This window comes from Mycobacterium sp. 20KCMC460, from assembly GCF_022179425.1.
Classification (GTDB): domain Bacteria; phylum Actinomycetota; class Actinomycetes; order Mycobacteriales; family Mycobacteriaceae; genus Mycobacterium; species Mycobacterium kiyosense.
Window position 1 is genome coordinate 5,350,109 of the sequence record NZ_AP025524.1, and the last position, 20,874, is coordinate 5,370,982.

Sequence of the window (20,874 nt, forward strand, 5' to 3'; positions counted from 1 at the left end):
CGCATCCAGCCCACCCGCATAATTGCGCTGACGCGGTTGCGTTGCCGCCCGACGGGGCGGCCGACGAGAAGTGAGAGTGGTTGAGATATGACGGTGCCTCCCGGCGGTCCCTACGGTCAGGACCCCTACGGAACGAATCCGTATGGGCAGCAACCTTATTGGAGTGGACAGCCGCCGGAATGGAGCGGACAGCCGGCTGAACCCACCCAGGCCGCCCCCTACCCCTACCAGCAGCCCGCCGCCCCATACGGCACCGACCCCTACGGCAACCCCGGCTACCCTCCGCAACAATTCACCCAGCCCGGCCAACAGCCGCCCGGCTGGCCGGGCGGACCCGTCGGACCGGGTGGCCCGGGTGGCCCGGGTGGGCCCTACCCGCCGGGGCCGCCGCCGAAGAACTCCAAGCTGCCCTGGCTGATCGTCGGCGGCATCGCGGTGCTGGGCGCGATCATCCTGGTAGTGGTCCTGGTCGTCTCCCTCAACAGCGGCAAGAGCTCAACGTCCGCGACATCCTCGCCGAGCACCACTACCGAGACCTCAGGTCCGGGCAGCGGCCAGCAGACGGCCACCGATTGCACCCCGAACGTGTCCGGTGGCGCCATGCCCACCGGCGACACGGTGACCGCCGGCACGCTGTCCTTCCCGGCCAGCGTGGCGTCCGGGTGGCAGCCCTACATCGACGACCAGAACCCGAACCTGATCGACGGAGCGGGCCTGGCCAAAGAGGTGGCCGGCGGCAACCAGTGGATGATGCAGGTCGAAGTGGCCGTGACCAACTTCGTGACCAGCATGGACGTCAGCGCCCAAGCGTCCAAACTGCTGGACTGCGTCGCCGCCGGACCCGGCTACAACCAGGTTTCGCCCTCGCTGGGCCCCAAGAACACGTCGTCTATCACCGTCGACGGCGTCAAGGCCGCCAAGGTGCAGGCCGACGTCGCCATCGGTGACGCCTCGCGCGGGGTCAAGGGCGACACCGTCACCATCGTCGCGGTGAACACCAAACCGGTGACCATCTTCCTGGGTGCGGTGCCGATCGGCGACTCGGCGTCGCAGGCCATCGTCGACGGCGCCATCGCGGCGCTGAAGGTCACCAAGAAGTAGCGCAGCCGGGCAGGCTCAGTCGTCGCCCACCGGCGCCGAGACGTGGGTGGGTTCGGAGCGGCCGCGCAGCACCGTGGAATAGCGCTCGCTCCAGCGTTTGCGCTCGGCCGTTTCGGCGCGTTCGATCGCGGCGCCCGAGCACAGGATTCGCCGATCCGAGGTCTTGGCCAGGTCGGCCAACCGCGCGGCTTCGTTGACGGCGTCGCCGATCACGGTGTACTCGTAGCGGTTCTCCGCACCGATGTTGCCCGCGAACACGCGGCCGGCGGAGACACCGATCCCGAAGTCCACCAACGGAAGTCGGCGCAGCTTGGCCGCCAGCGCACGCGCCGTGGCCAGCGCGTCGGAGGCCGGCTGTTCGGAGCGCAAGGGCGCGCCGAAGATCACCAGGGCGGCGTCGCCCTCGAATTTGTTGATCAAACCCCGGAATTCGTGCACGGTGTCGACGACGATCCGGAAGAAGTCGTTGAGCACCTCGGCAACCTCTTGCGGCGGAAGGCTTTCGGCGAGCCCGGTGGATCCGACCAGGTCGATGTAGAGGACCGCCGCCTCCACCACGTCGCCGGAGAGCGAGGAGCCTTCCTCCAAAGCGCGCCGGGCCACATCGGTCCCGACGTGCCGGCCGAACAAGTCACGGATCCGCTCGCGTTCCTCCAAACCGGTGACCATCCGGTTGAATCCGCTTTGCAGACGCCCGATTTGGGAACGTTCGTACACCCCGACATAGGTGCCCATGTGGCCGTGCTCGATTTCGGCCATCGCGTCGGCGACTTCGCCCACCGGGTCGGAGATCGACCGCGACGTCAGGATCATCGTCGGCAGCCCCAGAACCAGCGCGGCCAGCGACACCACCAGCACCGGCACGTCCAGGGCCGCGGACCGGTCGATGAGCCAACCGGCGGACCGCAAACCCACGAAGGTCGCGATGACGCCGATGGGCAACGCGCTGCACAGAAACCACAGCAGGACCAGCCGGGCGAGCACCCCCGGCACCACCAGTCGCGGTTCGCAACCCCGGGTCGCGACGCCCATGATCGGCCGCAGCGTGCGCTGCGCCAGCAACAGACCCGTGCCGGCAGCCGCCGCGCCGCCCAATGCCACTCCCAGCAGGATCGGCACCAGCAGCGCCCCACCGCCGGCACGGTTGACCAGCAACAGGATCGCGCCGCTGCCGATCCAGACCCCCGCCAGCAACGCCGACTGCTTGCCGGCGATTTTCATTGCGGCATCGCGTTGTTCGGCGGTGGGCTCGGCACCGGCCACATACCAGCGCAGCGTGGGCGCCAGGATCAGCGGCCCGGCGACCGCCACTGTCACGGTGCTCAACACCACCAGCAGCGCCACCAAAGCCGTGTTCCGCTCGGCGAAGTCGGCGTCGGCCACGCCGAGAGTGTGCCCGCGCAGCGGGATCAGAATGGCGGCAGCGTCGATCACGGCCAGCACGTAGGCCAGGCTCAGGTCGGCTGCATACTGCAGCGACAAGCGCAGGGCCGACTTGGGTCCCGAGTCGTCAGGCACCGTTGTTCGGTCCGCCGGAGTTCTGCCCCGGAATATCGGTGATCGGGAAGTTCGGCATCGGCTTCGGCGACGGCGTGTTGGGCAACGCCGGTATCTGCGCGGCCGGGATGTCGTGCAACTGGTTGGCGGGCGGACCGTTTTCCCGGCTGCCGTAGCTGCTGCCCGGCGCGCGGGGGCCGAGCAGCTCACTGACCGTGACCAGGTGATAGCCGTTGGCCTTGAGCACCGGGATGAACTGGTAGACCAGGTCGACGGTGCTGGAGTAGGTGTCGTGGAACAGCACCACCGACCCCGGTTTGATCTGAGTCATCAGCACCTGCCGCGTCGCCGCGGTGTTGGCGTCGTTGGCCCAGTCGAACGGGATGACGTCCCACAGGATCTCGGCCAGGCCGAACGTGGCGGCGGTCTGGCGCACCGCCGGGTTGGACAGCCCGCCCGCGGGCCGATACAGCACCGGTGTTCGTCCGGTCGCGGCGGTGATGGCGTCGTTGGCGCGGGCGAACTGGGCGGCGATGTCCTCGGGCGGGATCGTCGTCATGTTGGGGTGTTCCCAGGTGTGGCTGCCGATCTCCATGCCCGCGTCGGCGATCCGCTTGGCGCCCGACGGGTTGGCGGCCACCTTGTTGCCGATCAGGAAGAACGTGGCCTTGGCGTCGTTGTCCCGCAGGATCTGCAGTAACCGGTCCGTGTAGGGACCGGGACCGTCGTCGAAGGTCAGCGCGATGCACTTGACCACCGCACAGTTCGCGTCGTCGGCCCGGGTGACGTGGCCGGTCAGGCCACCGATCACCAGGACGGCCGCGGCCACGACCACACCGAAGACCATGCGCCCGTAGCGCCAGGCCTGGTTGTCGGGTCGTTTCGGCACCGGGAAAGTTTACCGAAACGCCGTCCCGGCCGGCCGAGCGCTCAGTTCGGACCGGCGATTTCCTCGAGCATCTCGGTGACCAGCGCCGCGATCGGCGACCGCTCGCTGCGCAGCAGCGTGATGTGCGCGAACAGCGGATGACCCTTGAGCTTCTCGATCACCGCGGCCACCCCGTCGTGCCGGCCCACCCGCAGGTTGTCGCGCTGCGCGATGTCGTGGGTGAGTACCACCCGGGATCCGGTGCCCAGCCTGGACAGCACGGTGAGCAGCACGTTGCGTTCCAGCGACTGCGCCTCGTCGACGATCACGAACGAGTCGTGCAGCGACCGGCCGCGGATGTGGGTCAGCGGCAGCACCTCGAGCATGCCGCGGGACAGCACCTCCTCGAGGACGGCCGGGCTGGCCAGCCCTTCCAGCGTGTCGAACACCGCCTGCGCCCACGGGCCCATCTTGTCGCTCTCGCTGCCGGGCAGGTAGCCCAGCTCCTGGCCGCCGACGGCGTACAGGGGCCGGAACACCACCACCTTGCGCTGGGTGCGCCGCTCCAACACGGCTTCCAGCCCGGCACACAAGGCCAGCGCCGACTTTCCAGTGCCGGCTTTGCCGCCGAGCGAGACGATGCCCACCGACTCGTCCAGCAGCAGGTCCAGCGCAACGCGCTGCTCGGCGGAGCGGCCCCGCAGGCCGAACACCTCCCGGTCACCGCGGACCAGTTGGACGCGTTTGGCAGGGGTCACCCGGCCCAGCGCGTGCGAGCTACCGCCGAGCAGCCGAACCCCGGTGTGGCACGGCATATCCCGGGCCTCGGCCAGGTCGATCTCGCCGTCGGCGAACAACTCGCCGATGTCCTCGGCGGCCACCTCGATCTCGCGCATCCCCGACCAGCCGGACACCACCACGTCCTGTGCGTGGTACTCGTCGGCCGGCAACCCGACCGCGGCGGCCTTGACCCGCAGCGGAATGTCCTTGCTCACCAACGTGACCCGCTTGCCCTCGGCGGCCAGGTTGGCGGCACAGCTCAGGATCCGCGAGTCGTTGCTGTCGGTCCGGAACCCTGCCGGCAGCACCGACGGGTCGGTGTGGTTGAGCTCGACGTGCAGCGAACCGCCCTGCGCGCCAACCGGAATCGGCTGATCCAACCGGCCGTGCTCAAGACGCAGGTCGTCGAACAACCGCAACGCCTGGCGGGCGAACCATCCCAGCTCGTGGTGGTGACGTTTGGCTTCCAGTTCGCTGATCACAACCAGCGGAACCACCACCTCGTGCTCGGCAAACCGACTGCAAGCCCAGGGGTCGGACAGCAGTACGGAGGTGTCGAGCACGTACGTCCGGGTTTCGGTCACGGGGCGCTCCTCGAGCGGATAGCGCTCGGGCGGACCCACGCGAGCGTGTCGGCGGGGGCCGCGGCACCAGGACCGGGTCCGGTCCTGCCTTTCCTACGACCGGTGTGGTTACCGGTGCAGAAACCGGGAGTGCCGCCCTGGCAGCAGAGCAAGTCGCTGGCCATCGAGGGGGACGCTACTCCGGTGGCCGCACCCCCGCAGCGCAGGCGCGCCGAGACAAAACCGTGACACGCAAATGCAATACGCCGATCGGCGAGATCGGGTCAGTCGGTGACGAACTGCTTGAGCGCCGGCTCGTCGGCCAGCCCCCAGGCGGTGATCCGCTCGGAGATCACCTGCTGCAGCTGCGCCGCGTCGAAGATGCCGGCGTCGGCGACGTTTTGCAGCTTGTCGGCGTAGGCCTCGATGTCGGCGCCGGGCACCTCGAGGTCGGCCGCGCGGGCGGCGATCGCCGCGATCGTCTCGTCGTGGGTGTAGTCGAGCAGATGGGCGACCAGGTTGGCGAAGAACTCCTCGTGCCGCGCTTCGTCCCGGGCGATCCGGTCGATCAGCCCGGCCAGGATCGGCTCTTCGATCCGGGCGGCGAGGTTGCGGCAGAAGGTGCCGTACGAACGCTCCGACAGGGCCATGTAGACCAGGGTCTCGACCTGCGAGTAGTGCTCGGCACGGTAGCCCTTCATCACGTACTGGACGCGGGCCTGTTCGTTGGCGGTCGGGTCGACCTCGCGGGTCACCACCAGGTACTCGCGCAGGGCGATCGCATGCAGGTGCTCTTCGGCGGTCCAGCGGCCGATCCAGCGTCCCCAGTAGTCCTCGAGGATGAAGTGCTCGACGAACTCGCGGTGATGCGCGGCCAGGTTGTCCTTGAGCAGCAGCAGGATCTCGCAGGCGTCGGTGATCGAGCGCGGCAGGGTCGCCTGGGAGGGATCCCAGTCCCGTCCGCCGAGGAACGCGAAGTTCTCGCCGCGGTCGAACGGCACGTAATCGTGGGCGAACCAGATGTCCTCGGTGCGCAGGTGGCGGTCCACGTTGGCTTCCACCACAGGCTCGAGTTCCAGAGTGAGCGCGTTAGCGACAGGTTTCTGTGCCATGCGGTAACTGTAACCCGCTGACACAGGTTCTTTCAACTCTGCGCGCGCCGTGTCGCGTCACAGTTAGGTGAAGCCGAACAGGCTGGAATTGCAGACCGGAGACGGTTGCTCCGGCGCCAGCTAGCGCCCGACCAGGCTCCAGTCCTCGAGCCCGTCGTAGAGCGGGAACTCCCTGGCCAGGCGGGTCACCCGGGCGCGCAGGCCGGACACATCGGCGGAGGCGCCCGCCGCCAGCGCGGTGGCGATGACGTCGGCCACCTCGGTGAACTCGGCGTCGCCGAAACCGCGGGTGGCCAGTGCGGGCGTCCCGATCCGCAGCCCCGAAGTGACCATCGGTGGCCGCGGGTCGTTGGGCACGGCGTTGCGGTTGACCGTGATGCCGACCTCGTGCAACAGATCTTCGGCAGCCTGCCCGTCCAGCGGCGAATCACGCAGGTCGACCAGCACCAAGTGGACGTCGGTGCCGCCGCTGACCACCGATACACCGGCCTTGGCGACGTCGTCGGCCAGCAGCCGGTCCGCCAGGATCCGGGCCCCGCTGAGGGTTCGCTGCTGGCGCTCGGCGAACTCGGGCGTACCGGCGATCTTCAGCGCCACCGCCTTGCCGGCGATGATGTGCATCAGCGGGCCGCCTTGCTGGCCGGGGAACACCGCCGAGTTGATCGCCTTGGCGTACTCCTGCTTGCCGATGATCATTCCGGAACGCCCACCGCCCAGCGTCTTGTGGATGGTGGTGGACACCACGTCGGCATGCGGCACCGGCGACGGATGCAGCCCCGCGGCGACCAGGCCGGCGAAATGCGCCATGTCGACCCACAATTTGGCGCCCACCTCGTCGGCGATGGACCGGAACGCCGCGAAGTCCAGAATCCGCGGGTAGGCCGACCAGCCCGCGATGATCACCTGGGGACGGAACTGCAGCGCCTGGGCCCGCACCACGTCCATGTCGACCCGATGCGAGGTGGGGTCGACGCCGTAAAAGGCGTTCTCGTACAACTTCCCGGAGAAGTTCAGCCGCATCCCGTGGGTCAGGTGCCCGCCGTTGGCCAGATCCAGGCCCAGCAGCCGCTCCCCCGGCGACATCAGCGCGGCCAGCACCGCGGCGTTGGCCTGGGCGCCCGAATGCGGCTGCACATTGGCGAAGTCGGCGCCGAACAGCGCCTTGGCCCGGTCGCGGGCGATGTTCTCCACCACGTCGACGTACTCGCAGCCGCCGTAGTAGCGCCGGCCCGGCAGACCCTCGGCGTACTTGTTGGTCAGCACGCTGCCCTGCGCCTGCAGCACCGATCGCGGCACGAAATTCTCCGACGCGATCATCTCCAGGGTGTCGCGCTGGCGCCCCAGTTCCTTGCCCAACAGCTCGGCGATATCGGGGTCGACCTCGTCGAGCGGCGACGACATCAACGAGGCGGTATCACGGGCGGAAACGTGGGCATCGGGTGCGGCAGTCACGTGCGTCAGTCTATCCAGCGTGCCTTTTGCCGGCTCAGGCACGGTTTGACCGGCCCAACGGTCAGCGCCGCTTACGGTCCTGCAAAAATGGCCCAATGCCGCGGCCGAGCGAGCCGAGCCCATACGTCGAGTTCGACCGAAAACAATGGCGGTCGCTCCGTATGGCGACCCCGCTGGCCCTGACCGAAGAGGAACTGATCGGCCTTCGTGGTCTCGGCGAACAGATCGACCTGTTGGAGGTCGAGGAGGTCTACCTGCCGCTGGCCCGGCTCATCCACCTGCAGGTCGCCGCGCGACAGCGGTTGTTCGCCGCCACCGCGGAATTCCTCGGCGAGCCGCAACAGAACCCCGACCGGCCGGTGCCGTTCATCATCGGCGTGGCGGGCAGCGTGGCCGTCGGCAAATCGACGACGGCCCGTGTGCTGCAGGCGCTGCTGGCCCGCTGGGATCACCACCCGCGGGTAGATCTGGTGACCACCGACGGCTTCCTGTATCCCAACGCCGAACTCAACCGGCGAAATCTGATGCACCGCAAAGGTTTTCCGGAAAGCTACAACCGCCGCGCGTTGATGCGCTTCGTCACGTCGGTGAAATCCGGGTCGGAATATGCGTGCGCACCGGTGTATTCACACCTGCATTACGACATCATCCCCGGCGCCAAACACGTCGTTCGTCATCCCGACATCTTGATTCTGGAAGGACTCAACGTATTGCAGACCGGTCCGACGCTGATGGTGTCGGACCTGTTCGACTTCTCGCTGTACGTCGACGCCCGGATCGAGGACATCGAACAGTGGTACGTGTCGCGGTTCCTGGCCATGCGCAGCACCTCGTTCGCCAACCCGGAATCGCACTTCCACCACTACTCGGATCTGTCGGACCCGCAGGCCGTCGTCGCGGCCAAGGAAATCTGGCGGTCGATCAACCGGCCCAACCTGGTGGAGAACATCCTGCCCACCCGGCCGCGGGCCACTCTGGTGCTACGCAAGGACGCCGACCACTCCATCAACCGGCTGCGGCTGCGCAAGCTGTAACTTTCCCCAGCTCGAATGCCGATGCGGGGCCACAACCACAACGCTCGGGCGGTGGCGACCCCGCATCGGTTCATGAGGGGAGTTACGCCGTGACGCGGCGCACTCCCAGGTACTGCAGTCCCGCGAACGCCGCGGTGTAGACGCCGGAGGCCAGCGTCGCGGCCACGCCGACCGCCGTCATCGGCACCAGCTCGGCCGCGACGATCGCCGCCACGGTGTAGGCCAGGTTGGCCACCACGACGCCGATCCCGGCACGGCGCAGGTCGGGCAGCGCGGCCAGACTGAACACGGCCAGCCCGTAGAGCACGAAGAAGCCGCCCATGCTGTACTCCTGGCCGGAAGTCAGGCCGGTCAGCCGCGAGATCGGGTCGGCGGCGGCGGCCACCACCAGGCCCATCAGGCCGGTCAGGGTGGCGTCGGCGCGCATGGCGAACCGCAGCAGCGAGTCCGTCGAGTCGTTGAGGGGCCGGGTGGCGGGGCCTGGGATGGCGGTCATGGGGTGCTCCTAGCTGTCTTGCACGGTCGGTTCGGACAGCTTCGACGGTGCCGTTCGGGCACTGCCAGATCGACGCATGACGCTGCCATCTACTGCCAGCTGCGCCGCGACCAGGAGTTTTGTGCCGCGGGCCTCAGACCGCTCGGGCCTCGAGCACGCTGAACGGCGACGCCGTCTCCACCACCCGCTGCAATTGGAAGCCGGCCCGGTCGAACAATCGCTCGAACTCGGCGGCGGTACGTTCGCGTGCGTCCAGGGCGATCAACATCTCCAGGTCCAGCCAGTTGCCCACGAATTCCCGGTGGTGCTTGGGAATCACGAACTCGACCAGTAGTAGGTGGCAGCCGGCCTCGGCCGCCGCCCGCACATTGCGCAGGATCCGCACGGCGTCGTCGTCAGGCCAGTCGTGGATCACGCTCTTGAGGATGTACGCGTCGCCGCCGGCCGGCACGGACTCGAAGAAGGACCCCTCGGCAATCCGGGTGCGCTCGGCGACGCCGCGTTCGGCCAGGACGGCCGGGGCCCCGGCAACCACCTGGGGCTGGTCGAACAGCACGCCGCGCGCCGCCGGGGTGGCCGCCAGGATCTCGGCCAGCAGCCGGCCGTGGCCGCCGCCGACGTCGACGATGGTGGCGAACCGGCTGAAGTCGTAGGCGGCGATCACCGGTCCGATCGACAAGGCGGATCCGCCCGTCATGGCCTGGTTGAAGATCTCGCCGAGCTCGGGCTCGGCGGCCAGGTACTCGAAGGCCGGTTTGCCGCGCAGCGCGGGTATGACGGACCGGCCGGTGCGGATGGCATCGGTGAGATGGCTCCAATGCTCGCGGTGTTGCGGGGAGCCCAGCCACCGCGCCCATCCGGTGAGCGGGATCTCCGCGTCGCGGCGCAGCGTGCCGGCAAGTGGCGTGAGGTCGTAACGCCCGTCGCGGCGCTGCCGGAAAATGCCTCTGCTGATCAGCGCCCTGAGCAGTCGGCGCAGCGCATCGGCGTCCGCGTTGACGGCGGTCGCCAATTCCTGGGCCGATAACGGGCCGCCGGCGAGCGCGTCGGCGATGCCGAGCTCGGCGGCCGCGACGATCGCCTGGGACACCCACGCGTTGGAGACCATCTCCATCATCGCGACCGGCGGGGGCACCATGCGGCGGTGCAACTGGGCCAAGTGATGACGCGCGGCGTCGATCATCTGCACGACCTTGGGCGGTGGAAGTTTGCTCGGCACAGCTGTTCTCCGTCTGTCGGTAGGCGCCTGGGAAACCGCGACTCTAGTCGCTGGTAACCGCGACCCGGCCGCGCAGGTCGGCGGCGATCAACTTCGCCGCCGCATTCTGCCAGTTGTGCAGCGAGCGCTGCGGCACCTCGGTCACCAGCCATTGCCATGCCTGCCGCGCGGTCGGATCCAGGCCGGCCGCGGTGGCGTTTTGCGCATACGCGCGTACCCCGACCACGTAGGGGAAGTACAGCGAGTTGTAGTAACGCCATTCCTCGGTGGTGCCGAAGTCGCCGCTGTCGCGGGGCTTGAGCCGCCCGATGCCGTCGGCCAGCACGGCCTTGAGTTCGTTGGCCCGCTCCACCGGGTGGTCGGGCGCCCCACGGGCGGCCAGCCGCTCGTCGATCACCGGCAGCGCGGTCAGCGGGCTGGCAACCAACTTGGTCAGATCGCCATAGTGGCCCAGCGCCCGTCGGGTGAGCCGCACGAAGGTGTCGTCGTCGACGTCGACGAGGGGGTCTTGCGACCGCAGCGGCAACGCGGCACCGGCGTCGCGCAGCGCGGCCCGGCTGGCCCGCAGCTCGGGTGACCGCGAGAACGCCAGCCGGTCCAGCAGTCCGGCCAGTGGGTCGGCCAGCACCTGGACCGTGATCGAGATCGCCAGGCTGGTGAACAGCAGCACGGTCAACGCCGTCTGCGCACCCGGCTCACCGCGCGTCACCGCCAGGCCGATCAGTGCCTGGCCGCCGAACAGCGTCGCCACCGCCGTGCAGCCGGCGAACGAGCGCGCCATGTCGGCACGCAGCGCCTGACCCTCGTCGAAGGCGTCCCACAGCGCCACCGCACCACCGAGCAACAACACGTCGACACCCGTCGACGCCAGCGCCAGCCAACTGGGCACCAGACCCAGCGGAATGATCAGAATCGCATTGGCCAGCGCGAAGAACAGAGTCGCCACCACGACGGCCCCGGTGACCGAAGCCGGCCGGGTGGGCCGCACGGCGTTGACCGCCATCGCGCCCAGCGTGGACAGTGAGATCACCGCGCACATCAGCCAGTGCCCGAGTCTTAATGGAGCGTCGACGTTGCCCGCCATCGCCGCTCCCAGCAGCGTCAGCGCGGCAACCCCGGTGACCAACACGATCTCCCGGTTGCGGCCCCGGGCGCTATCGGACGGTCGGGCCAGCTCGAGGAGCACCGCGAACCACGCCACGCCCGGGACGGCGACAAGGTAGACCTCGAGCTGGCTGAGCAGGTGCGCGTGCCGAACGCTGATGGTCCGCACCGCGTCCAGCGCCACCACCGACGCGAAGCCGCACAAGCCGACCGCGGCCAGCACGAGCACCGGCTTGCGCGGATCGCGGGCCAGCAGATACAGCCCGAGCCAACCGCTCAGCGTGAACACCACCGCCGACAGCGCAGCCATGCATCCAGTCTGTCACGCGGCAGATGCCCCAGCAGCTGCTATCCGACCTCGGTGTTGAAGTGGAAGGGAGAGATGTTCTGTGCCCACTGCGAGAACAGCTGTGTCTGGCCCTGCAGGATGCCGGAGAGATGGTTGCCGATGTTGCCGATGCCGGACATCAACGCGGCCCCGGCCACGTCGCTGGTGTTTGCGATGCCCGAAATCGCATTGCCCAGGTTCTGGAACCCGGAGACCAGCGAGCCGTTGTTGTACCAGCCCGACGTCAACGCCCCGTTGGCGTTGGCGAAGCCCGAACTCAGGTTGCTCGAGTTGAAGAACCCGGAGGTCCCGTTGGCATCTCCGTTGAAGTAGCCCGAAGATACGGATCCGCCCGAGTTCCCGATGCCGAGCAGACCCGGTACACCCAGGTTGAGTCGGCCGAGCAGTGTCAGATCGACGGGGATCTGGATGTTCGCCCCGACGGAGAGGTTGTTGAAGACGATCGGGTTGATGACGATGGGGTCGATCACCGGGGACGCGAGGGTTCCAGCGAAAGTGAAGGTAAGCAGCACTGAAATCTGCGCACGGACCGGGATGCCGAAAGTTGGGATCGGTTGGATGGTGATCGGGTGGATGTAACCGGTGACCGGGATCGCCACGTCAGTGTGGGCCACCAGGTCGATCGGAATCCCCGGCAAATCGATCGGGATGCTGTAGCCGTCCAGCCCCTGGCTGTCGGCCAGTTGGAACGAACCCAGGTTCATGCTGCCGGTGTTGAACGAGCCGGTGTTGAGGTCGCCGGCGTTGGCGAAGCCGGTGTTGATGCTGCCGCCGTTGAAGCTGCCGGTGTTCAGATCGCCCGGGTTGGCATCGCCGGTGTTGAAGCTGCCGACGTTGAAACTGCCCGTGTTGTGGTTGCCGGTGTTGCCGATGCCGGTGTTGTAGCTGCCGGTGTTGCCGATACCGGTGTTGGCGATGCTGGTGTTGCCGATACCGGTGTTGTAGTCACCGGCATTGCCGATACCGGTGTTTCCGGTGCCGGAGTTGAAGAAGCCGCGGTTACCGGTACCGGAGTTGAACAACCCGATGTTGTCGGTGCCCGCATTCAACCCACCGAAGCCGACATTGCCGCTACCCAGCAGGCCAATCCCGGAGTTGTTGTTACCCCAGTTGGCCAAGCCGGTGTTGCCGTCACCCCAGTTGCCGAAGCCGATGTTGCCGTTACCGGTGTTACCGAAGCCGATGTTGCCGCTACCGGAGTTACCGAACCCGATGTTGCCGTCACCGAGGTTGCCGAACCCGAAGTTGTGGCTGCCCAGATCACCGAACCCGAAGTTCAGATCGCCCAGGTTGCCGCCGCCGAAGTTGCTGCCACCGACATTGCCGAAGCCGAAGTTCAGCGCCCCGATATTGCCCCCACCCACGTTCAGGCCACCCTGGTTGCCGATCCCCAGGCTGAAAGTGGTGAAGTCGGTGACGGCGTCGTGGAACAAACCCGACACCTGACTGCCCGCGTTGCCGAGACCGGAGACCACCGCAGCCTGCGCGGCGTCCAGCGAGCTCACGTTGAACCAGCCCGACATCGAGTTGCCCAGGTTGCGCATGCCCGAGAGCATGTTGCCCACGTTGCCCACACCCGAGGCACTCAGCCCCATGTTCTGCAGCCCCGAACTGCCGGCACCCAGGTTGAAGAAGCCCGACGAACTACCCGAGCCGCTGTTGAAGAATCCCGACGACGGGGTGGCCGTGGTGTTGCCCAAACCCGGACCCGCCGGGATCCCAAACGGGATATCGATCGGGCCGACAGTGCCGGTGATGCCGCCGAACAGTGTGTATCCCGGGCCGCCGACGACCAGGCTCAGCTGTGGTCCGCTGACCGTGATGACCGGGACGTTGATCGGACCGACGTAGCCGCCGCTCAGCAGGCCGCTGACAGTGAGCGGGAATTGGGGAATGGTGAACGGCTGGGTAGTGATGTCGAAGGTGCCGCCGGAAATGGTCAGGTTCAACGGGATTCGCATCCCGAAGTCCACCGGAATCGCGTCGATGTGGGCGGTGTAGGTAAACCCGGGCATGCCCTGAGCGTCGCCCCGGATGAACATCCCGTTGTTCATGTTGCCGGAGTTGCCGATACCGGTGTTGATGTTGCCCGAGTTGCCGATACCGGTGTTGAGGTTGCCGCTGTTGAACCAGCCGGTGTTGGTGTCACCACCGTTGAAGTCACCGCTGTTGAAGCTGCCCTGGTTGAAGCTGCCGGTGTTATAGCTGCCGCGGTTACCGATGCCGGTGTTGAAGCTGCCCGGATTGAACAACCCCGTATTGGCGATACCGGAGTTGCCGATACCGGTGTTGTAACTACCGGTGTTGAACAACCCCGAGTTACCCACCCCGGAATTCAGGATCCCGTTCAGATCGAACCCGTTATTGCCGATGCCGATGTTGCCGTTACCGGTATTGCCGAACCCGATGTTGTTGTCACCGGTATTACCGAACCCGATATTGCCGGTACCGGTGTTGCCGAAGGCATCGGTGACGGCGGCTGTCGCGGCCGCGGGGTTCACGTGCTGCGACAAGAAGCTGCTCAGATTCCCGGAGTCCAGCAGGCTGGTCAGGGTCTTGCCGCTGAGCAGACTGCTCAACGTCTTACCGTTGAGCAGGTTACTCACGGCGGGGCTGCTCAACAGGTTGGACACCACCGGGCTGCTCAACAAGTTGGTGACCGTGCTCGGGCTGCTCAGCAGGCTGGTCACCGTGGTGACCGCCGGGCTGCTCAGCAGCGTGTTCACCGCGGGGCTGTTCAACTGGGCGGCTAATGCCCCGGAATCCACCCAGTTGGTGAACGCCGGCGAACTCGACAGACTGGTCACCACGGCCTGCAACCCACCATGGGTGTCGATGAACCGCGTGATCTGACTCAACGAGAAGTTGCCCCACGGCGTCGACAACACCGACGCCGCCGCACCCGCACTACCGCTGCTACCCAACTGGGACAACAGGTTGCTCAGGCTGCTGCCGTTGGTCAGGTGCACATGACTGAGCAGGCTACTCACCGAGGTGTTGCTCAACAGGCCGCTCAGCGCCGGACTGCTCAACAAACTGCCCACCGACGGGCTGGCCAGCAGGCCGCTCACCATCGGGCTGCTCAACAAACTGCTCACCGGGGGGCTGTTCACCAGGGTAGTGACGGCCGGACTACTCAGCAGATTGGTCACCGCGGGACTGCTCAGCTGGCTGGCCAACGCCCCGGAGTTCACCCAGTTGGTAAAAGCCGGCGAACTCGACAAGTTGTTCAGCACCGTCTGCAGGCCACCGTGGGTCTCGACGAAGTTCGTGATCTGGTTCAGCGAGAAATTGCCCCACGGGGTCGACAGCGTCGAAGCGGCACTAGGCCCGCCCGAACCGGTGGCGCCCACGCCCAGCTGAGTCAGCAGGTTGCTCAGGCTGCTTCCGTTGCTCAGGTGCAGACTGCCGATCAGGCTGCTGACCGTCTTGCTGCTCAGCAGGCTGCTCACGGTCGGGCTGCTGAGCAGGCTGCTCACCGTCGGGCTGCTCAGCAAGCTGGTGACGGTGGTGCTGCTGAGCAGGGTGTTGACCGCGGAGCTGTTCAGCAGACCGGTCACCGACGTGCCGCTCAACAGCGCGCTCACGCTGCCACTGCTGATCGCGTTGGACACGAAGTCGGTGTTCAGGAGGCCGGTCAGGAAGCCCAGGCCGCGGCCGGCGCCACCGAAGTCGCCGAAACCGTGACCCCACGCGCCGTGATGACCCCAACCTGCGGCTGCCGTACCAGCGCCCGAGACACCTAGCTGGTTGAGCACGCTGGTCACGTCGCCGGTGCTGACGTGCAGACTGGCCAGCAAGCTGCTCACCGACTTGCTGCTCAACAGGTTGGCCAGGCTCTTGCCGCTCAACAGGCTGCTCACGGCCGGGCTGCTCAACAGGTTGCTCACCGTCGGGCTGCTCAGCAGGCCGGTCAGGCTGCCGGTGCTCAGCACACTGCCGATGACACCGCTGCTCAGGACGTTGCTCAGAGCGCCGCCGGACAGACTCGACATCAGCAGGTTCGAGCCGCCGAAGTGACCCCACGAGCCGAAGTGGCGGCCGAACCCGCCGCCGAACCCGGCGGCAGCCGCGCCGCCGGTGCCGATGCCTCCCAGACCCAGGTTGTGCAGGTTCAGGTTGGCCAGGTTGCCGGTGCCCAGGTGCAAACTGCTCAGCACACCGCTGAGGTTGAATCCGCCCAGCAGGCTGCCCAGTTTCAGGCCACTCAGATTCCCGGAACCCAGGCTTGCGACGACGGCTTTGACATTGCCGCCGGCCAAGCCGGACAGTTGCGTGACTGCGGACTGGATGATTCCGCTGGCGCCGGCCAACTGACCCAACGGCCCCTTGGCAAACGGGGTCAATCCCGCCGCGGCCGCCGCGGCCCCGCCGTAGTAGTCGACCATCGCGACCACATCCTGGGCCCAGAACTGCTCGTAAATCTCTTCGGCGGCTGCGATCGCCGGCGCGTTCTGGCCGAACAGGTTCGACACCACCAACGACACCAACGAATTACGGTTGCCCGCGATCAACGCCGGATGCACGATCATCGACCGCGCCGTCTCATAGGCCGAGACCACCGCACGCGCTTGGGCGGCCGAGGCCTCGGCCGCCGTGCCCGCGGCGCTGAGCCACGCGGTGTAGGGTGTCGCCGCTGCGGCCATCGCCGTTGACGCCGGGCCCTGCCAGGCGTCGTTGATCAGCCCGGAGGTCACCGCCTCGAAAAACGACGACGCCGAGCCGAGCTCGGACGCCAAACCGTCCCAGGCCGCGGCCACCGACGCCATCGGCGCCGATCCCGCACCGATCAACATGTTCAGCGAGTTGATCTCGGGTGGCAAAGTCAGGAAACTCACCGGCTCAGTCCTCTTCCTTACATTGCAGGAAAGCTTCTCGGGGGTAGTTGCGGAAGCACGTCATCAGGGAGTCACCCAGTCCGCCAGCGTCTGCTGCAGCGCACCCATCTGGCCGTGCAAGAAGCCGGAGAGCTGGCTGCCGATGTTGCCGATGCCGGAGATCAGCGCGTTCCCGGCCACGGTGCTGGTGTTGGCGAGGCCCGACATCGCGTTGCCCAGGTTCTGCCAGCCCGACAGCAGCGAGCCGGAGTTGTACCAGCCCGAAGTCAGCGCGCCGTTGGCGTTGGAGAAGCCCGAAGTCAGATCGCTCGTGTTGAAGAATCCGGAAGTCCCGCTGGAGCTTCCGTTGAAGAAGCCCGACGACACTGGCACGCCGGAGTTCCCGATACCGGTCAGGCCCGGTAGCGACAGGTTGAGCCGGCCGAGCACCGTGAGGTCGATGGGCACCTGGACGTTCACCCCGACCGCGAGGTCCTTCAGGACGATCGGGTTGACGACGATTGGGGGTAGCGCTGGGCCCATCTGGGTGCCAGTGAAGTTGAGAGTGATCAGGAAGCTGGCCGAGACATTGACCGGGATGCCGAACTGCGGGACGTAGACGGTGATCGGGTCAATCTGACCGGTGATCGGGATCGTCGTGTTGGTGCCCGCCACCAGGTCGATCGGAATCGCCGGCAGTTCGATCGGGATGGAGATTCCCCCCAGACCTTGGCTATCGGCCAGCTGGAACGAACCGATGTTCATGCTGCCGGTGTTGAACGAGCCGGTGTTGAGGTCGCCGGCGTTGGCGAAGCCGGTGTTGGTGTTTCCGCCGTTGAAGCTGCCGGTGTTGACGTTGCCGGGGTTGGCGTCGCCGGTGTTGAAGCTGCCGACGTTGAAACTGCCGGTGTTGTGGTTGCCGGTGTTGCCGATGCCGGTGTTGAAGCTGCCGGTGTTACCGATACCGGTGTTGGCGATACTCGTGTTGCCGATACCGGTGTTGTAATCCCCGGCGTTGCCGATACCGGTGTTACCCGTGCCGGAGTTGAAGAAGCCACGGTTACCGGTACCGGAGTTGAACAACCCGATGTTGTCGGTGCCCGCGTTCAAGCCACCGAAGCCGATATTGCCGTTACCGAGCAGGCCGATACCGGAGTTGTTGTTACCCCAGTTGGCCAAGCCGGTGTTGCCGTTACCCCAGTTGCCGAAGCCGATGTTGCCGTTACCGGTGTTGCCGAACCCGATGTTGCCGCTACCGGAGTTACCGAACCCGATGTTGCCGTCGCCGAGGTTGCCGAACCCGAAGTTGTGGCTGCCCAGATCACCGAACCCGAAGTTCAGATCGCCCAGGTTGCCGCCGCCGAAGTTGCTGCCACCGACATTGCCGAAGCCGAAGTTCAGCGCCCCGATATTGCCGCCACCCACATTCAGGCCACCCTGGTTGCCCAGGCCCAGGCTGAAAGTGGTGAAGTCGGTCACCGCATTGTGGAACAGACCCGACACCTGGCTGCCGACGTTGCCGATACCGGACACGACCGCAGCCTGCGCCGCATCCAGCGAGCTCAGGTTGGCCATCCCCGAGATGCTGTTGCCAAGGTTGTGCATGCCCGACACCAGATTGCCGACGTTGCCCACACCCGAGGCATAGGAGGCCAGGTTCTGCAACCCCGAACTGCCGGCGCCCATGTTGAAGAAGCCCGAGGAGCTGCCCGAGCCGCTGTTGAAGAATCCCGACGACGGGCTGGTCGTGGTGTTGCCCAAACCCGGACCAGCCGGAATCGAGAACGGGATGTCGATCGGACCGACGGTGCCGAAGATGCCGCCGAACACCGTGTAGTTGGGCCCGCCGACCAGGAGGTGCAACCGCGGGCCGCTGACCGTGATGGACGGGACGTTGATGGGACCGACTGTCGAGCCGTCGTTGATGGTGCTCAGCGAGCTGAGATTGATCGTGCCGATGGTGTACGGCTGCGTGGTGATGTCGAAGGTGCCACCGGAGATGGTCATGCTCAACGGGATTCGCATGCCAAAGCTCACGGGAATCGCGTCGATGTGGGCGGTGTAGGTAAACCCGGGCATGCCCTGAGCGTCGCCCCGGAAGAACATCCCGTTGTTCATGTTGCCGGAGTTGCCGATACCGGTGTTGATGTTGCCCGAGTTGCCGATACCGGTGTTGAGGTTGCCGCTGTTGAACCAGCCGGTGTTGGTGTCACCACCGTTGAAGTCACCGCTGTTGAAGCTGCCCTGGTTGAAGCTGCCGGTGTTATAGCTGCCGCGGTTACCGATGCCGGTGTTGAAATTGCCCGGATTGAACAACCCGGTGTTGGCGATGCCGGAGTTGCCGATACCGGTGTTGTAGCTACCGGTGTTGAACAACCCCGAGTTACCGACCCCGGAATTCAGGATGCCCCGAAGATCGAAGCCGGAGTTGCCGATACCGATATTGCCGTTACCGGTATTGCCGAACCCGATGTTGTTGTCACCGGTATTACCGAACCCGATATTGCCGGTCCCGGTATTACCGAACAGATCGGTCACGGCCGCTTCGGCCGAGCCCGGGTGCAGGGTCTGCGACAACAGGCTGCTCAGATTCCCGGAGTCCAGCAGGCTGGTCAGGGTCTTGCCGCTGAGCAGACTGCTCAACGTCTTACCGTTGAGCAGGTTACTCACGGCGGGGCTGCTCAACAGGTTGGACACCACCGGGCTGCTCAGCAAGTTGCTGACCGTCGCCGGGCTGCTCAGCACGGCGCTCACACTTGGGCTGCTCAGCAGGGTGTTCACCGCGGGGCTGTTCAACTGGGCAGCCAACGCCCCGGAGTTGATCCAGTTGGTGAATGCCGGCGAACTCGACAGGTTGTTCACCACGCTCTGCAGACCACCGTGGGTGTCGACGAAGCGCGTGATCTGGCTCAACGAGAAGTTGCCCCACGGCGTCGACAACGTCGACGCCGCCGCACTGCCGGTGCCGGTGGTACCCAGCTGCGACAACAGGTTGCTCAGACTGCTGCCGTTGGTCAGGTGCAACCCACTGAGCAGGCTGCTCACCGAAGAATTGCTCAGCAGGCCGCTCAGCGCCGGACTGCTCAACAAGCTGCTGACCGATGGGCTGGCCAACAAGTTGCTCACCATGGGGCTGCTCAACAGTGTGCTGACCGTCGGGCTGCTGACCAGGGTGGCCAGGTTGGCACTGCTCAGGATGCTGCTCACGCTGCTGCTACTGACCAGGTTGGCGACGAAGTCGGAGTTCAGCAGCCCGCTCAACGACGACAGACCCCGGAACGAGCCGCCACCGAAGTGGCCCCACGAACCGCCGTGGCCCCACCCGGCCGCAGCCGTACCGACGCCAGAGGCGTTCAGCTGGTTGAGCACGCTGGTCACGTCGCCGCCGGTGACATGCAGGCTGCTCAACAGGCTGCTCACCGACTTGCTGCTCAACAACCCGGCCAGGCTCTTGCCGCTCAGCAGACTGCTGATCGAAGGGCTGGCCAACAGATTGGACACCACCGGGCTGCTCAACAGGCTGCCTACCGTCGGGCTGCTCAGCAGGCTCGTCAAGCTGCCGCTACTCAGCACGCTGGTCAGCACACCCGAGTTGGACACGTTCGAGACCAGCGCCTGCAGGCCACCGAAGGATCCCCAGCCGCCCGAGAAGTGCCGACCGTAAGACCCCCACCGCCCGGCCGCCGCCGCACCCGTACCCGCCTCGGCCAACCCCAGGCTGTGCAGATTCAGATTCGCCAGGTTGCCGGTGCCCAGCTGCAAACTGCTCAGCACATTGCTCAGGTTGAATCCGCCCAGCAGGCTGCCCAACCTGCCCACACCCAGCCCCGCCACATTGACCTTGACGTTGCCGATCTGCAGGCCGCCCACCCCGGCCGCCAACTGACCCACCACAGCCTTGACCGCACCCCCGGCCCCCGCCAACTGAGCCAACGGCCCCTTGGCAAACGGCGTCAACCCCGCAGCCGCCGCCGCGGCCCCGCCGTAGTAGTCGACCATCGCGACCACATCCTGAGCCCAGAACTGCTCGTAGATCTCCTCCGCCGCCGCGATCGCCGGCGCGTTCTGGCCGAACAGGTTCGACACCACCAACGACACCAACGAATTACGGTTGCCCGCGATCAACGCCGGGTGCACGATCATCGACCGCGCCGTCTCATAGGCCGACACCACCGCACGCGCCTGAGCCGCCGACTCCTCAGCCGCCGTGCCCGCCGCACTCAACCACGCCGCATACGGCGACGCCGCCGAGGCCATCGCCGCCGCAGCCGGACCCTGCCAGGCATCATTGACCAACCCCGAGGTCACCGCCTCGAAAAACGACGACGCCGAACCCAGCTCGGACGCCAAACCGTCCCAGGCCGCGGCCACCGACGCCATCGGCGCCGAACCCGCGCCCAGCAGCATGTTCAGGGAATTGATCTCGGGTGGCAAGGTCAGGAAACTCACCGGCTCAGTCCTCTTCCTTACATTGCAGGAAAG

The 20,874-nt window shown here is 66.5% G+C and carries 12 protein-coding genes; 2 read left to right on the plus strand and 10 right to left on the minus strand.

The window, feature by feature from the left end; translation table 11 throughout:
* The first annotated feature begins 87 nt into the window (after positions 1 to 87).
* A complete protein-coding gene (locus MKCMC460_RS24625) occupies positions 88 to 1,101 on the plus strand; it encodes a hypothetical protein (RefSeq protein ID WP_236977668.1) in 1,014 nt (337 codons plus the stop codon).
* Positions 1,102 to 1,116: 15 nt separating this feature from the next.
* On the opposite strand, the gene MKCMC460_RS24630 is transcribed toward MKCMC460_RS24625, so the two are convergent.
* The 5 genes from MKCMC460_RS24630 to glyA form a co-directional block, all read right to left on the minus strand.
* Positions 1,117 to 2,559: an adenylate/guanylate cyclase domain-containing protein gene (locus MKCMC460_RS24630; protein WP_236984382.1), complete on the minus strand. Its 1,443-nt coding sequence runs from the start codon at positions 2,557 to 2,559 to the stop codon at positions 1,117 to 1,119.
* 52 nt (positions 2,560 to 2,611) lie between these two features.
* On the minus strand, positions 2,612 to 3,487 hold the full coding sequence (locus tag MKCMC460_RS24635) for a polysaccharide deacetylase family protein (protein WP_236977669.1): 876 nt from the start codon (positions 3,485 to 3,487) through the stop codon (positions 2,612 to 2,614).
* 41 nt (positions 3,488 to 3,528) lie between these two features.
* A complete protein-coding gene (locus MKCMC460_RS24640; protein ID WP_236977670.1) occupies positions 3,529 to 4,830 on the minus strand; it encodes a PhoH family protein in 1,302 nt (433 codons plus the stop codon).
* A gap of 263 nt (positions 4,831 to 5,093) precedes the next feature.
* Positions 5,094 to 5,921, minus strand: a complete 828-nt coding sequence (locus tag MKCMC460_RS24645; protein WP_236977671.1) for an acyl-ACP desaturase — start codon at positions 5,919 to 5,921, stop codon at positions 5,094 to 5,096.
* A gap of 120 nt (positions 5,922 to 6,041) precedes the next feature.
* Positions 6,042 to 7,322 carry a serine hydroxymethyltransferase gene (gene glyA / locus MKCMC460_RS24650; protein WP_236984384.1) on the minus strand — a complete coding sequence of 427 codons (1,281 nt, stop codon included), beginning with the start codon at positions 7,320 to 7,322 and terminating at the stop codon, positions 6,042 to 6,044.
* A 146-nt stretch (positions 7,323 to 7,468) separates the two neighbouring features.
* On the opposite strand from glyA, the gene coaA reads away from it, so the two are divergent.
* The gene (gene coaA, locus MKCMC460_RS24655) at positions 7,469 to 8,407 is read left to right on the plus strand and encodes a type I pantothenate kinase (protein ID WP_236977672.1); all 939 of its coding nucleotides are present in this window, start codon (positions 7,469 to 7,471) and stop codon (positions 8,405 to 8,407) included.
* 82 nt (positions 8,408 to 8,489) lie between these two features.
* Here the strand turns inward: coaA and MKCMC460_RS24660 are convergent, their stop codons facing one another.
* The 5 genes from MKCMC460_RS24660 to MKCMC460_RS24680 form a co-directional block, all read right to left on the minus strand.
* Positions 8,490 to 8,903, minus strand: coding sequence for a hypothetical protein (locus MKCMC460_RS24660; protein ID WP_236977673.1), 414 nt, complete (start codon positions 8,901 to 8,903; stop codon positions 8,490 to 8,492).
* Between the two features lie 133 nt (positions 8,904 to 9,036).
* Positions 9,037 to 10,122 (minus strand): methyltransferase, encoded by a 1,086-nt coding sequence (locus tag MKCMC460_RS24665; RefSeq protein WP_370653001.1) that lies wholly within the window; start codon positions 10,120 to 10,122, stop codon positions 9,037 to 9,039.
* 43 nt (positions 10,123 to 10,165) lie between these two features.
* Positions 10,166 to 11,536: a hypothetical protein gene (locus MKCMC460_RS24670; RefSeq protein ID WP_236977675.1), complete on the minus strand. Its 1,371-nt coding sequence runs from the start codon at positions 11,534 to 11,536 to the stop codon at positions 10,166 to 10,168.
* A 38-nt stretch (positions 11,537 to 11,574) separates the two neighbouring features.
* On the minus strand, positions 11,575 to 16,413 hold the full coding sequence (locus MKCMC460_RS24675; protein ID WP_236977676.1) for a PPE family protein: 4,839 nt from the start codon (positions 16,411 to 16,413) through the stop codon (positions 11,575 to 11,577).
* A gap of 63 nt (positions 16,414 to 16,476) precedes the next feature.
* Entirely contained in the window at positions 16,477 to 20,841 is a 4,365-nt protein-coding gene (locus MKCMC460_RS24680) for a PPE family protein (protein WP_238304970.1), read from the minus strand.
* Positions 20,842 to 20,874 lie beyond the last annotated feature (33 nt).

What these genes read in the sequence shown, in the direction of transcription:
- MKCMC460_RS24625 (WP_236977668.1), top strand. Translation starts at nt 88, where the DNA reads ATGACGGTGCCTCCCGGCGGTCCCTACGGTCAGGACCCCTACGGAACG.
- MKCMC460_RS24645 (WP_236977671.1), bottom strand. Translation starts at nt 5,921, where the DNA reads ATGGCACAGAAACCTGTCGCTAACGCGCTCACTCTGGAACTCGAGCCT.
- glyA (WP_236984384.1), bottom strand. Translation starts at nt 7,322, where the DNA reads ATGTCGTCGCCGCTCGACGAGGTCGACCCCGATATCGCCGAGCTGTTG.
- coaA (WP_236977672.1), top strand. Translation starts at nt 7,469, where the DNA reads ATGCCGCGGCCGAGCGAGCCGAGCCCATACGTCGAGTTCGACCGAAAA.
- MKCMC460_RS24660 (WP_236977673.1), bottom strand. Translation starts at nt 8,903, where the DNA reads ATGACCGCCATCCCAGGCCCCGCCACCCGGCCCCTCAACGACTCGACG.
- MKCMC460_RS24670 (WP_236977675.1), bottom strand. Translation starts at nt 11,536, where the DNA reads ATGGCTGCGCTGTCGGCGGTGGTGTTCACGCTGAGCGGTTGGCTCGGG.